14 protein-coding genes are annotated in these 14,187 nt (G+C 45.3%); all 14 read right to left on the bottom strand.

Annotated elements, in window-relative coordinates:
- Positions 1–81 precede the first annotated feature (81 nt).
- The 14 genes from rnhB to tsf all read right to left on the bottom strand — a co-directional run bounded on the left by rnhB (position 82) and on the right by tsf (position 14,149).
- A complete protein-coding gene (gene rnhB, locus QMY49_RS02250; protein ID WP_005446160.1) occupies positions 82–720 on the bottom strand; it encodes a ribonuclease HII in 639 nt (212 codons plus the stop codon).
- 9 nt (positions 721–729) lie between these two features.
- Entirely contained in the window at positions 730–1,869 is a 1,140-nt protein-coding gene (lpxB, locus tag QMY49_RS02245) for a lipid-A-disaccharide synthase (RefSeq protein WP_222326706.1), read from the bottom strand.
- A 137-nt stretch (positions 1,870–2,006) separates the two neighbouring features.
- A complete protein-coding gene (gene lpxA, locus QMY49_RS02240) occupies positions 2,007–2,795 on the bottom strand; it encodes an acyl-ACP--UDP-N-acetylglucosamine O-acyltransferase (RefSeq protein WP_005446164.1) in 789 nt (262 codons plus the stop codon).
- A 1-nt stretch (position 2,796) separates the two neighbouring features.
- Positions 2,797–3,249 carry a 3-hydroxyacyl-ACP dehydratase FabZ gene (gene fabZ / locus QMY49_RS02235; RefSeq protein ID WP_005430234.1) on the bottom strand — a complete coding sequence of 151 codons (453 nt, stop codon included), beginning with the start codon at positions 3,247–3,249 and terminating at the stop codon, positions 2,797–2,799.
- 173 nt (positions 3,250–3,422) lie between these two features.
- Positions 3,423–4,454 carry a UDP-3-O-(3-hydroxymyristoyl)glucosamine N-acyltransferase gene (gene lpxD, locus QMY49_RS02230; RefSeq protein ID WP_283312637.1) on the bottom strand — a complete coding sequence of 344 codons (1,032 nt, stop codon included), beginning with the start codon at positions 4,452–4,454 and terminating at the stop codon, positions 3,423–3,425.
- Between the two features lie 6 nt (positions 4,455–4,460).
- On the bottom strand, positions 4,461–4,970 hold the full coding sequence (locus QMY49_RS02225; RefSeq protein ID WP_005446168.1) for an OmpH family outer membrane protein: 510 nt from the start codon (positions 4,968–4,970) through the stop codon (positions 4,461–4,463).
- Positions 4,971–4,983: 13 nt separating this feature from the next.
- Positions 4,984–7,398 carry an outer membrane protein assembly factor BamA gene (gene bamA / locus QMY49_RS02220; RefSeq protein ID WP_005446169.1) on the bottom strand — a complete coding sequence of 805 codons (2,415 nt, stop codon included), beginning with the start codon at positions 7,396–7,398 and terminating at the stop codon, positions 4,984–4,986.
- A gap of 44 nt (positions 7,399–7,442) precedes the next feature.
- Entirely contained in the window at positions 7,443–8,801 is a 1,359-nt protein-coding gene (gene rseP / locus QMY49_RS02215) for a sigma E protease regulator RseP (protein WP_009698640.1), read from the bottom strand.
- Positions 8,801–10,006, bottom strand: coding sequence for a 1-deoxy-D-xylulose-5-phosphate reductoisomerase (gene ispC, locus QMY49_RS02210; RefSeq protein WP_005446171.1), 1,206 nt, complete (start codon positions 10,004–10,006; stop codon positions 8,801–8,803). The genes rseP and ispC overlap by 1 nt, the downstream gene beginning before the upstream one ends.
- Before the next feature lie 51 nt (positions 10,007–10,057).
- Positions 10,058–10,900, bottom strand: a complete 843-nt coding sequence (locus QMY49_RS02205) for a phosphatidate cytidylyltransferase (RefSeq protein WP_005446172.1) — start codon at positions 10,898–10,900, stop codon at positions 10,058–10,060.
- Positions 10,901–10,912: 12 nt separating this feature from the next.
- Complete coding sequence (gene uppS, locus QMY49_RS02200; RefSeq protein ID WP_005446173.1) at positions 10,913–11,668, bottom strand: undecaprenyl pyrophosphate synthase; 756 nt, start codon at positions 11,666–11,668, stop codon at positions 10,913–10,915.
- Positions 11,669–11,764: 96 nt separating this feature from the next.
- Positions 11,765–12,322, bottom strand: a complete 558-nt coding sequence (frr, locus tag QMY49_RS02195) for a ribosome recycling factor (RefSeq protein ID WP_005446175.1) — start codon at positions 12,320–12,322, stop codon at positions 11,765–11,767.
- A gap of 95 nt (positions 12,323–12,417) precedes the next feature.
- The gene (pyrH, locus tag QMY49_RS02190) at positions 12,418–13,149 is read right to left on the bottom strand and encodes a UMP kinase (RefSeq protein ID WP_005446177.1); all 732 of its coding nucleotides are present in this window, start codon (positions 13,147–13,149) and stop codon (positions 12,418–12,420) included.
- Between the two features lie 154 nt (positions 13,150–13,303).
- Complete coding sequence (tsf, locus tag QMY49_RS02185; protein WP_005446179.1) at positions 13,304–14,149, bottom strand: translation elongation factor Ts; 846 nt, start codon at positions 14,147–14,149, stop codon at positions 13,304–13,306.
- Positions 14,150–14,187: the final 38 nt, after the last annotated feature.

Genomic DNA, 14,187 nt, shown 5'->3' with positions numbered 1-14,187 from the left:
GTAAAACTAAATCTTGTTTGGGATTCTAACCTAAAGCGGGCATGGTTTATAACACCGATATGCCCGTTATACCACTTTGGCTTATTCTTCGATGCCGAGCGCTTTCTTTACTGGTTTGAAGCTCTTACGATGCTCACTGATCACACCGTGTTGTTCAATTGCTTCAAAGTGCGCTTTGGTTGGGTAACCTTTGTGCTTAGCAAAACCAAATTGTGGGTATTGCTTGTCTAACTCTTCCATTTCTTGGTCACGAACGACTTTCGCAATGATAGAAGCAGCACTGATTTCAGCAACACGCAAATCGCCCTTCACGACGGCTTGCGAGTCCATCGGAAGTTGCGGGCAACGGTTGCCGTCGATAAGAGCTAAGTCTGGCTGCACTTCCAAACCAGCGATCGCACGTTGCATAGCAACCATCGTCGCTTGCAGGATGTTTAGCTCGTCAATTTCTTCTGGAGAGCAGCGCCCTACTGACCAAGCCAACGCTTTCTCTTTGATTTCTGGCAGCAGCGCCATGCGTTTTTTCTCGCTCAGTTTTTTAGAATCGTTCAAACCCTCAATTGGGTTATTCGGATCTAAGATCACTGCCGCAGTCACGACATCGCCAACCAAAGGACCGCGTCCTACCTCATCAACACCGGCAACCAATTGATAGCCTTGTGGATATTCAAACGGTGGTAGTTCAACTTTGGTTTTGGTCGCTTTTGGTTTAACAGCCATGATAAATCTCTATTTTTCAATCAGTTTTAGAACCGCATTTGCGGCTTGTTGGTCCGCATTTTTACGGATCCAGTGGTGCATTTCGGTGAACTTATCCAACATTTCTTGGTTGTCACTTTCTAGCAAGCGAGACACTTCGTTGAATAAATTATCCGGTGTGCAATCCTCTTGCAGATATTCTTTGACCAATTCGGTATCAGCCAAAATATTCGGTAGCGATACGTATTTAGTCTTCAGCAATCGTTTAGCAAGAAATGCCGTCATAGCGTTCACACGGTAACCCACCACCATCGGACGCTTAAGTAACATGCATTCTAAGGCCACGGTACCGGAAGCCAACATCACCGCGTCTGAAGCCGTAATTACGTTACGCGCTGTATCATCCACCAACTTAAAGTCCAATTCTGGAGCGTATTCTTTCCACGCTTGTTCGAATTGCTCACGACGTTTTTGATTTACTAACGCAACGACAAAACCAAGATCTGGGAATTTCTGATGGAGTTTTTTACACGTTTCAATGAAGGGTTGAGAGAGCATTTTCAGCTCACTACCACGACTCCCCGGAAGCACCGCTAGCCATTGCTTATCTTGTTCTAGACCCAATAGCTCGCGAGCAGGCGCTTTGTCTGATTGCAGTGGAATCGCATCTGCAAGAGTATGACCAATGAATTCACAAGGTACATTGAATTTGTCGTAGAACGCTTTTTCAAACGGAAGGAATGCCAGCACTAGATTGGTTGCTGCTTCAATTTTGAAAATACGCTTCTGACGCCAAGCCCAAACTGAAGGGCTCACGTAATGCACGGTTTTTATCCCTGCATTTTTCAAATCCAGTTCAACACGCAAGTTAAAATCTGGTGCATCGATACCAATAAAGACATCTGGCGGGTTATCAGTAAAGTACTTAACAAGCTCAGCTTTGACTTTTAGCAGTCTTGGTAAGCGTCCTAGAACTTCTACTAAGCCCATTACAGCAAGCTCTTCCATATCGAAGAGAGACTCACAACCTTGAGCGATCATCTTTGGACCGCCAATACCAACGAACTCCGCGTCAGGGTATTGTTGTTTCACCGCTTTGATAAAGCCTTCACCTAGCGTGTCGCCAGACAGTTCTCCGGCAATGATGCCGATACGTAATGGTCTTTCCATATCTACTTCGCTATTTTTCCTGTGCGCTATGGATAACGGTTTACACTTTCTCTCACACAAACCGTTATCCATAAAACACAAAAAGACCGCAGCCCTGCTTGGGCGCGATCTTTTCTATTTAACCGCTCACTCGTTGATTAACGAATGATGCCACGTTCCGTCGTTTCCAGAATGTCTGAGAAACGTTTCACTGCTGGCCACTCTTGTGCCATTTCAGCTAGGATTGGTTTTACTTCTTCCAGAGTCTTACCTGAACGGTAGATTTCTTTATACGCTTTCTGTAGTGCACGAATCTCTGGTTTTTCAAAACCATTACGCTTCAAGCCAACCAAGTTCAAACCAAATGGCGTCGCATGGTTACCTTGCGCGAGTACGTAAGCTGGTACGTCTTGAACAACGGCAGAACAGCCGCCAACGTAAGCATAAGCACCAACAGTACAGAACGGATGAATCGCAGAAAGTGCCATAACACCAGCATGATCATCAACCGTTACGTGACCACCAAGGATCGCGTTGTTGCCAATGTGAGTGTGGTTACCTACGATAACATCGTGTGCGATGTGAGCGTTAACACACAGCAGGTTATCATCACCAATCACTGTTGTTGCTTTATCTTGAACCGTACCACGGTGAATTTGAACCGCTTCACGAATCACGTTGCGGTCACCAATAACCACTGTTGTATCTTCGCCACCGTACTTCTTGTCTTGGTTCTCTTCACCAATCACAGCATGTGGGAAAATGCGGTTATCTTTACCAATTTTGGTGTGGCCTTTGATCACTACGTGAGACATCACTTCAGTGCCTTCACCAATCTCCACCGTAGAGGTGATGTAAGTGAAAGGACCAACGGTCACGTTAGCGCCAATTTTCGCGCCTTCTTCTACCACCGCTGCTGGGTGGATTTTAGCGGTTTCATGAATCATATTAAAACTCTCGACGAGCACACTTCAGCTCAGCTGAACATACCACTTCGCCGTCAACTTTTGCTACACCGCTAAATGCAGCAATGCCACGGCGCTCTTTCAGAAATTCTACTTCAATAATCATTTGATCGCCTGGTACTACTGGCTTACGGAACTTAGCACCGTCTACACTTGCGAAGTAGTACAGTTCGTTTTCCGTTGGTGCACCAAATGATTTAAATGCAAGTAGGCCTGTCGCCTGAGCCATCGCTTCCAAGATCAATACACCTGGGAATACTGGTAGCTGTGGAAAGTGACCTGTAAACTGAGGTTCGTTAACCGACACGTTTTTAATTGCGTGAAGGTACTTCTCTTCTTGGAAGTCAATCACACGGTCGATCAATAAGAATGGGTAGCGATGAGGTAGTAGCTCTTGAATTTCAGAGATGTTCATCGTTTTCTTTTCAGTAGTCAAAGTCGTCTTCCTATATCAATTCTCAACAACCAAGATGGCAAGGCAGCGGCAAATGCCACTTATTCAGGAATTGCCTGCAAAGTGTATACCAGCTTGGTGATAAATCTACTTATAGCGCGTCATTATAGAAGAAAAAGACCCGCATTTCGCGAGTCTTTGTTCAGAATGTGGAACTAAGATTCTTCTTTCTGTTCCAGCTGCTTTTCAACAGCTTTCAGGCGTTTGTTCATCTCGTCAATACGGTGAACTCGAGTCGCCGTTTTACGCCACTCTCGGTTGGTTTGCAGCGGAATGCCTGATGAGTACAGACCTTTCTCTTCGATACTGCGCATCACCATGCCCATACCGGTGATAGCTACGCCATCTGCAATCGTGATGTGACCATTAAGAACCGACGCGCCGCCGATCTGACAGTACTTACCAATTTTCGTACTGCCCGCCACAATAGTACCACCTGGCATCACAGTACCATATCCGATCTGCACGTTATGAGCGATTTGAAGTTGGTTATCAAGAACTACGTTGTCTTCGATGATGGTGTCTTCTAGCGCACCACGGTCAATAGTGGTACATGCACCGATCTCGACACGGTTACCGATACGCACAGAACCCAGTTGAGGAATCTTGATCCATTCGCCTTTGTCATTTGCATAACCGAAACCATCAGAGCCAATGACTGTACCAGATTGAACTAGACAATCATCACCCAACGATACTTCATGATAGATCGTCACATTAGCCCAAAGCTTAGTATTGTTACCTAGCTTTGCGTTTTTACCGATAAAGCAACCAGCGCCAACACTTACGTTGTCGCCTAGTTCTACACCCGTTTCAATCACTGCGTTAGCACCGATTGTCACGTTAGTACCCATCTTTACATCCGCTGCGATCACTGCACTTGGTGCAATCTCATCAGCGGGCTTTGGCGTGGTGTCCATCGCTTGAACAACACGAGCGAAAGCAATGTAAGGGTCAGCAACAACCAGAGTGTTACCCGCGCACTGGTCTTTGTGTTCTGGTTTCACCATTACCACAGTTGCTTGGCACTCAGATAGGTGTTTCGCGTATTTTGGGTTAGACAAGAAGGTCACATCGCCTTCTTGTGCTTTATCCATTGGAGCTACGCGGTTTACAACGAGAGACTCGTCACCAAATAGCTCACCCCCGGTAATTGTTGCCAACTCGGCTAATGTCAATTTCTTCATAACTTCTTATTTTAGAGCTTTAATTACGTCTTCAGAGATGTTGTATTCTGGCTTACCGTACTGAAGCGAAGAGATGTCGATAACTAGGTCGTAACCTTTTTTCTCTGCTACTTTCTTCACTGCGTCTTGGATAGTTTTGAATAGTTTTGCTTTCTCTTCAGCTTCACGACGTGCACTTGCTTTCTCAAGCGCTTGCGCTTTCACTTTGTATTCGCTGTCTAGTTTAGCGATATCAATACGCAGTTTTTCGATCTCTTCTTGACCTAGAAGCTCGCCGTCACGCTGCAGTTTTTCAATCTTTGTCTTAGCTTGCGCTTGGATTGATTTCAGCTCATCAGCTTTGCTCTTAAAGTCTTTCTGCATTTTTTGTAGAACCACTTCACGTTGAGGAAGTGCTTGGAAAACTTGAGCAGTGTTGATGTAGCCAATTTTCTGAGCAGCTTCTGCCGCGTTTGCAAACATTGAAGAGCTAAGTACAAGAAGGCCAATGCCTGCCGCTTTGATCATTTTATTCAAAATATTTTCCTCTTTAGAAGGTTCTACCGATAGTGAACGTGAAGAACTCTTCATCGTCGCCATCAAATTTCTTAATTGGTTTCGCTAGTGAGAATACTAGTGGTCCCATTGGAGACATCCATTGCAACGCCGCACCATAAGATGAACGGTAGTTGGTTGGATCTGAGTAATCGTAGTAGTAACGGTCGCCGTATTCAGCACCAGAACTGCGGTAATCGAATTCCGTATCCCAAACACTTGCCATATCAAAGAAGATACTGGTACGAATTTGGTTACGAACTTCATCCGAAGCAAATGGGGTTGGTACGATCAACTCGATACTTGCAAGCGCTACCGCGTTACCACCAACAGAATCATCTGTTGCGGTGTCAGCACCGTTGTTTGAGCCTGAGTAATCACGGTAAACCGCTTTCGGACCTACTGAGTTAGAGCCGAAACCACGTAGTGTTGTAAAACCACCTGCGTAGTAGTTTTCGTAGAATGGGAACAAGTTATCGTTGCCATCCGTTTGACCATAACCGTTACCATAACCTAGACGACCACGGAACAAGAGCGTGAACTCATGCTTCTTGGTTAATGGCACGTATTGACGAACATCATACTGCATCTTGAAGTATTGAACGTCAGAGCCAGGTACGGTCATCTTGTAGAATGCACGTTGGTGGTTACCTGCTGTCGGGAAGTAACCACGGTTCAGGTTGTTACGTGTCCACGAGATGTTGAAGTCAAAGTCATTAGTATTCAATGCGCCGCTAGAATCAATGTTGTCAGCTTGCGCTTGTAGGAACTGTTCTACCTGTAGGTAAGGTGACAAGTTACCGATCTTGTTGTGGGTGTAACCAACACCGAACTCAAAGCGGTTCAGTTCGTCAAATGGGAAGCCCCATGTCAAACTTGCACCATAGCTTTGGTTGGTATAGTCAACGATACCCGCTTCAGATGCTTCGAACTCATCGTAGAAGATCTTACCACCCAAACTTACACCATCTAGGTTCCAGTATGGGTCACGGTAGTCCAAGCTCACGTTTTTCTGGTAGTCGTTCATCATCGCGTTAATACCAACGCGGTTACCACTACCAATAAAGTTGTCTTGTTGTAGACCAACTTGGAAGCTCACGCCTGATTCAGTACCGTAACCTACACCGAAGTTTACGCTGCCTGAGTTAGCCTCTTTTACGGTATAAACAAGATCAACTTGGTCATCGCTGCCAGGTACACGGACCGTTTGAACCTCTACATTTTCGAAATAGCCAAGACGGTTTAGACGCGTTTTACCCGTTTCGATAGATTTCGAGTTTAGCCAGCTACCTTCCATCTGACGCATTTCACGACGCAATACTTCATCTTTCGTCGAGTTGTTACCCGTAAAGCGAATATCTCGTACATAAATACGGTTGCCTGGGTCAACGTTCACAATCAAAGAAACTTGCTTGTTCTCGTCATCAAACTCAGGGATGGTATTGACTTGTGGGTAAGCGTAACCAGATTCACCAAGTACGCGCTTAATGCCTTCTTCCATCGAAGTCACACGAGAACCATTGTATGTCTCGTTATCTTCAAATGGCACAAGCTTTTCGAATTCCGCCTCTTCACCAATCAGGTTGCCACGGAATTTTACGTCCTTAACGGTGTAAACGTCGCCTTCTTCAAGACCAAGTGTAATGTATACGCCTTTTTTGTCAGGAGAAATCGCCACTTGTGTCGAATCAACGTTAAATTTCAGGTAACCACGGTCTAGGTAGTAAGACTTCAGAGCTTCGATATCACCAGCAAGCACTTGCTTTTGGTATTTTTCGTCCGCTAGGAAGTTCCACCATGGCACATCAACATTTAGGTTGAAACGAGAAAGAAGTTCTTCGTCAGAAAAGACTTCATTGCCGATAAAGTTGATTTGTTGAATTTTCGCCGAAACACCTTCGGTGAAGACGAATTTCAAGTCAGAACGGTTACGAGGCAATGGAGTAACAACCGCTTTTACCGTTGCGTTGTATTTACCAACACTGTAGTAAAAGTCTTCCAAACCTTTTTCGATGTTGCTTAGCGTTGTACGGTCAAGCGCTTCACCTTCACGAACACCAGAAGCATTCAGGTTTTCTTGTAGCTGCTCGTCCTTGATTGCTTTGTTACCCGAGAATGAGATGCTCGCAATAGTTGGACGTTCTTTCACTTGAACAACCAGAACATCACCATCACGCAGTACTTTTACATCTTCGAAGTTACCCGATGCGTACAATGCACGAATGATCTCTGCAACATCGCCTTGGTCAACGGTGTCACCGACACGTACAGGCATTTTCAGCAACGCGGCACCTAGTGCGACGCGCTGCAATCCATCGATTTCAATATCTTTAACTACAAAGTTCTCTGCTCCATTTGCAGATACACTGGTCGCCAGTAAACTTGCAAACAGAATTCGCTTAATCGCCATACTTGTTCTAATTATTCCTTGCTACTACTTTTGTCTCTGAACTATCACAGACGAGTAAAATCATTAAATAGCGCTAACGCCATGAGCGAGAAGATAATCGCACCACCAATTCGATACCCCATTTCCTGTACTTTCTCAGGAACTGGGCGTCGGATGACCGCTTCAATTGCGAAAAATAGCAGATGACCACCATCCAACATTGGTAAAGGAACGAGGTTAATAATACCTAGGTTAACACTAATTAGTGCCAGAAAACCTAAAAAGTAAACCAGACCGTAGTCTGCTGTCGCCCCTGCTCCTTTGGCAATCGAGATTGGTCCACTCAAATTGTTCAGACCAACATCACCTACAATCAGTTTCTTAAGCATACTGATTGTAAGTCCAATAACTTGACCAGTTTTGTCAATCGCTTTGCCAATAGACTCGAATACACCAAACTGTAATTCGAAGCGATAACTTTCTGGCCATTCTGCGACTTCAGGTGCGATACCCGCAAAGCCAACGACTTGTTTGTTAGCTAGCTCACGACTACCCGGTGTCAGTGTGAATGATTGCTCCTCACCTTGACGCAACACCGTCAGTTCCATTGGCGTATCTGGGTTAGAACGAATGGCTTCTACCACTTCATCCCATTTAGAAATCTTATTTCCATTAATCGCAATGATCTTATCGCCAGCTAGCAGACCTGCTTTCTCTGCAGCACCACCTTCGCTTACTTGCGCTAACTCCGTAAAAATCTCTGGAGTATATGGCTTGAAGCCCAACGATTGCATCGCTGATTGTGTTTCTGGATCAAACTTCCAATCACGGATATCAAGTGTCTTCGTGACTTCTGAACCCACTTCGTTTGCAGAAGAGAGTGTCACTGTCATCGAATCATCACCAATATGAGAAACTAATCCCATGTTGACTGATTCCCAGTCCGGAGTTTTGATGCCTGAGATAGATTTTAGTTCCATCCCTGATTCAATTCCTGCTTCTGCAATGATTGAATTGGGCGTAACTTCACCAATTACGGGTTTAACCGCTGGAACACCGATCAGGAAAACCAGCCAGTAAGCCACAATGGCAAAAAGGAAGTTAAAAATAGGACCTGCCGCCACGATGGACGTGCGTTTCCACAAAGGCTTTTGGTCGAAAGCTAAGTGCTTTTCATGCTCTGGGACTTCATCAACACGGCTATCCACCATTTTGACGTAGCCACCCAGAGGGATCATAGAGATGCTGTATTCTGTTCCATCTTTGCCTACCTTGCTCCAGATAGACTTGCCAAAACCGATGGAAAACTTTTCAACTTTTACACCACAACGACGCGCGACCCAAAAGTGACCATACTCGTGCACGGCAACTAAAATGCCCAATGCAACGATAAAAGAAACCAAATTCCACAAGATACCAGTCATTAGCTACGCTCGCGTAAAAAGTCTAAGGCGATAGTTCGTGACATTCTATCTAGCTCTATCAAGCTTTCCAAGCTATTCACATTCTCAGTTGTATGGCTTGCAGTGATTTTGTTCAAAACTGATTCATTGATGCGAGCGATATCTGTGAAACCAAGGCGGTTATTTAAGAAGGCATCAACAGCAACTTCGTTCGCTGCATTCAATGCCGTTGTTGCATGTTGCCCTTCGTAACAAGCATCAATTGCTAGCTTTAAACAAGGGTAACGAGCAAAATCAGGTTGAAGGAAAGTTAATTCTCCAACTTGAGTAAAATCGAGTGGTTTCACCCCAGCATCCACACGCGATGGGTAAGACATTGTCAATGCGATTGGTGTTGCCATGTCAGGCTCCCCCATTTGCGCTAACACAGAGCCATCACGATATTGCACCATAGAATGAATAACCGACTGAGGGTGAATGATCACTTTTAACTGCTCGCGAGCGGCATTAAATAACCATTTCGCTTCAATGTATTCGAGGCCTTTGTTCATCATGGTTGCAGAATCAACCGAGATTTTTGGTCCCATTGACCAGTTCGGATGAGCAATAGCTTGCGCTGGGGTTACGTTTTCTAACTCTGCAATATCGGTATAGCGGAATGGACCGCCTGATCCGGTAAGAAGAATCGAAGAAATACCATGCTCTTCAAGATTGCAACGACCCAAGTTGGTTTGAACTTGTTGCGGAAGACATTGGAAAATAGCGTTGTGTTCACTGTCGACGGGAAGCAGCTCTGCACCATGTTCTGCAACCGCATCAATAAACAGTTGACCTGACATCACTAGCGCTTCTTTGTTCGCTAACAGCACTCGCTTGCCCGCTTTTACCGCTGCCATCGTTGGTAACAGGCCTGCGGCACCGACGATTGCTGCCATTACGCTATCCACTTCCTCTAACGCAGACACATGGCAAAGCGCATCAACACCACCTAACACTTCTGTGCTTGGAGAAACTGAAGCTAGCTCACTTTGTAGAGCCACAGCCGCCGCTTTATCCGCCATTACCGCGTACTTAGGTTGCCATTTGCGACAAAGTGCGACCATCTTTTCAACGTTCGTGCTTGCCGCTAATGCGACGATAGAAAACAGCTCAGGGTTTTGTTCAACCACTTTTAGTGTGCTTGCACCAATTGAGCCTGTTGCACCAAGAATCGTTAACTTTTGCATGATGTAAGACCGTTAGAAAAATTCAGGAGCGACGATGCCGCTCCCGATAAATTAGAATACGTAGTAAAGAAGAGCAAATACTGGGAATGCAGCAGTTAGGCTGTCGATACGGTCAAGAATGCCACCGTGTCCCGGAATGATGTTGCTGCTGTCCTTGATACCTGAAACACGTTTGAACATGCTTTCAACTAAGTCACCAAGAACAGATATCACAACAGTAATCAGAGTAATCATCACCATATGAAGTGGGCTGGTGAATTGGATATCGAACCAACCTGCGAATAACCATCCGACAACTAATGCTGCGATGATGCCACCAACCAAACCTTCAATTGTCTTATTTGGGCTCACATGAGGCGCCATTTTGCGTTTACCCATGCTTTTACCAGCAAAGTAAGCGCCGCTGTCTGCAGCCCATACCAAGAAGCAAACGTACAGCACAAGTTTTGCGCCGTGGTATGGATCTACTGAAATATCAGAAGCTCTAAGAATGATCACACTCCAAAGAAAAGGGATCAATGTTAGAAAACCGAATACATGACGAAGAGCTTTGCTACCTTGCCATAAATTGGTGGTTTTAGGGTAAGTGATAGCCATCCCACTTGCGATAATCCACCATACAAAGCCAAGCGATAATACTGCGTAGTGTGGCATTGCTAGTTGATTTAAGCTGGTTGCGTCTGGCGAAATGAATAGAAAACTTAGTCCGGTTACAACGGCTGCCGGAACAAGCGCAGCAATACGTGAATTGCTTTCTGTAAACTGGGTCCACTCCCAAAAGCCTAATAGCGTTACCGCAGTCAAAGCGATAATGAAGCCAATTAGGGGTAATTTAAAAATACCTAAAATAACCAGGGGAGCTAAAATTAGTGCTGTTATTATTCTCTGTTTCAAACTAACTAGTCCTTATTGAGCAGCCATTAATGCCTTTACTTGTTCACCAGTACAACCAAAACGACGCTCTCGGTTAATAAACCAAGTCACAGCCTCTACTAAGCTGTCTTCGTCAAACTCTGGCCAGTACTCGGGAGTAAAGTACATTTCTGCATACGCCATTTGCCACAGCATAAAGTTACTGATGCGGCACTCACCACTCGTACGAATCAATAGATCCACTTCAGGTAAGTCTGACATAGTCAAATGCTGGGAAATTAACTGCTCGTTGATATCCTCTACACGGATCTCACCGTTGCGAGCTTTGAGCGCTAACGTTTTTGCCGCCTCTGTGATGTCCCATTTACCGCCATAGTTAGCAGCAATGTTGATCACCATTCCCGTGTTGTTCGCCGTCAGTGCTTCTGCTTCGACAATTTTACCTTGTAAGCGCTCGCTAAAACGGCTGGTATCGCCAATAACGCGCAAGCGTAAATTGTTTTTATGCAGCTTTTTTACTTCGCTCGATAAAACAGAAATGAACAGCTCCATCAGTAGCCCCACCTCTTCTTCAGGTCGACGCCAATTTTCGCTGCTAAAAGCGAATAAGGTCATGGCTTTAATGCCGAGTTTAGAAGCGGCTGCAACGGTCTTACGAACGGCGCTAACGCCTTTTTTATGACCGAATACGCGAGGTTTTCCTTTGGACTTAGCCCAACGACCATTACCGTCCATGATGATGGCAATATGCTTAGGGAGGGAATCAGAGAAGGCTTGAGAATTTTGCATAGGGAGTTAATTGAGTTCCATCAGTTGGATAGACTAACACAAAAAAACGCTGCACTGTGAGCACAGCGTTTTCCAACAGTGATGTGGGTGGGAGTATTAAACTTCCATCAACTCTTTTTCTTTTGCAGCAAGAACTTCGTCGATCTTCTTAACTGCAACGTCTGTCAGTTTTTGGATCTCGTCTTGTGCTTTGCGATCTTCGTCTTCAGAGATTTCTTTATCTTTTAGAAGACCTTTTAGGTCGCTGTTTGCGTCACGACGGATGTTACGAACTGCAACACGTGCGCCTTCAGCTTCACCACGAACGATCTTAACTAGGTCTTTACGACGCTCTTCTGTTAGCGGTGGAAGTGGAACACGGATGATTGTGCCAGCAGACATTGGGTTTAGACCAAGATCTGACATCATGATTGCTTTCTCAACTTTTTGAGTAAGCTCTTTGTCGAAAACTGTGATTGCTAGAGTACGAGCGTCTTCAGCAACAACGTTTGCTACTTGGTTAAGAGGAGTAGCAGCACCGTAGTACTCTACAGAGATACCAGATAGTAGGCTTGGGTGCGCGCGGCCAGTACGAACTTTAGAAAGGTTGTTCTTTAGCGCTTCAACGCTTTTGTCCATGCGCTCTTGCGCGTCTTTATTGATTTCGTTAATCACGGTTTCACCTTAAAAATGTCATCTTTCCTGAAGAAAGCCTAAAAGGGTTGAGCAAAGCGAAACGCCATCCAACCTAGCGTGGATGGCGTTTAGGATTATGCGTCAGCGTTGATCAGCGTGCCTTCAGCTTCACCCATAACCACGCGACGTAGTGCGCCTGGCTTGTTCATGTTAAATACACGGATTGGCATTTTGTGGTCACGAGCTAGAGTGAACGCTGCCAAGTCCATTACTTTCAGCTCTTTATCCAGAACTTCTGCGTAAGATAGCTTATCATACAGCTCTGCGTCTGGGTTTGCTACTGGGTCTGCAGTAAATACGCCATCAACTTTCGTTGCTTTTAGAACTACGTCAGCTTCAATTTCGATACCACGTAGACACGCCGCTGAATCTGTTGTGAAGAATGGGTTACCAGTACCTGCAGAGAAGATTACCACTCGGCCTTGACGAAGTTCGCGGATAGCGTCTGCCCAATTGTAGTCGTCACACACACCTTTTAGAGGAATTGCAGACATTACACGAGCGTTTACGTATGCACGGTGAAGTGCGTCACGCATTGCCAAACCGTTCATTACCGTTGCAAGCATACCCATGTGGTCGCCTACTACGCGGTTCATACCAGCTTCCGCAAGACCAGCGCCACGGAACAGGTTACCACCACCGATTACCACACCAACTTGAACACCCAGTTCAACCAGCTCTTTAACCTCTTGAGCCATACGGTCAAGAACCGCTGGGTCAATACCGAAACCTTCTTCGCCTTGAAGAGCTTCACCACTCAGTTTTAATAGAATACGTTGATATGCTGGTTTAGGGTTCGTAGTCATGGAGTTTACCTTCCAAAAGAGAGTTGTCGATTAACAGTCATGAATAGACACAAGTTTGCTGATGACTATTCATCACGGCTAATTTTTTGCCGCTCTTTTCGTAAAAAGACCGCAGCCAAGGCCACGGTCTAATCTTTGCACAAATCTCTAAGGATTAACCTTTTTGAGCTAGTGCTACTTCTTCAGCGAAGCTCATTTCAGCCGCTTTCTCGATACCTTCACCTACTTCTAGACGAACGAAAGTCGATACTGATGCACCTTTCTCTTTTAGCATTTCGCCAACAGATTTCTTAGGTTCCATGATGAAAGCTTGACCAGTTAGAGAGATTTCGCCAGTGAATTTCTTCATGCGGCCGATAACCATTTTCTCAGCGATCTCTTGTGGCTTGCCTTCGTTCATAGCGATTTCAACTTGAACTTCTTTCTCTTTAGCAACTACGTCAGCTGGAACGTCTTCTGGGTTAACGAACTCTGGCTTAGAAGCAGCAACGTGCATTGCAACGTGCTTAAGAGTTTCTGCGTCGCCTTCACCAGCAACAACAACACCGATTTTCTCACCGTGACGGTAAGAAGCGATAGCAGTACCTTCTACGTATGCAACGCGACGGATGTTGATGTTTTCGCCGATTTTAGCAACTAGAGCTACGCGCTCTTCTTCGAACTTAGCAACTAGCTCTTCAGCAGTAGCTTTAGTCGCTAGAGCGTCAAGTGCTACTTTGTCTGCGAATGCAGTGAAGTTACCGTCTTTAGCAACGAAGTCAGTTTGGCAGTTAACTTCAAGAAGAACAGCAACGCCGTTTTCTTCTTTGATGATGATTGCGCCTTCAGCTGCAACGTTACCAGCTTTTTTAGCTGCTTTCGCTGCGCCTGATTTACGCATGTTTTCAATTGCTAGTTCGATGTCAGCGTTTGCTTCTACAAGCGCTTTCTTACATTCCATCATGCCAGCGCCAGTGCGCTCGCGAAGTTCTTTAACTAGAGCAGCAGTTACAGTTGCCATTCTCTATTCCTCGTTTGATTCGAAATAAGGTAAAAAAC

Source organism: Vibrio harveyi (genome assembly GCF_030060435.1).
Lineage (GTDB): Bacteria > Pseudomonadota > Gammaproteobacteria > Enterobacterales > Vibrionaceae > Vibrio > Vibrio harveyi.
The sequence above is the reverse complement of the archived record's forward strand: the minus strand, read 5'-3'. Positions and strand labels throughout refer to the sequence as shown.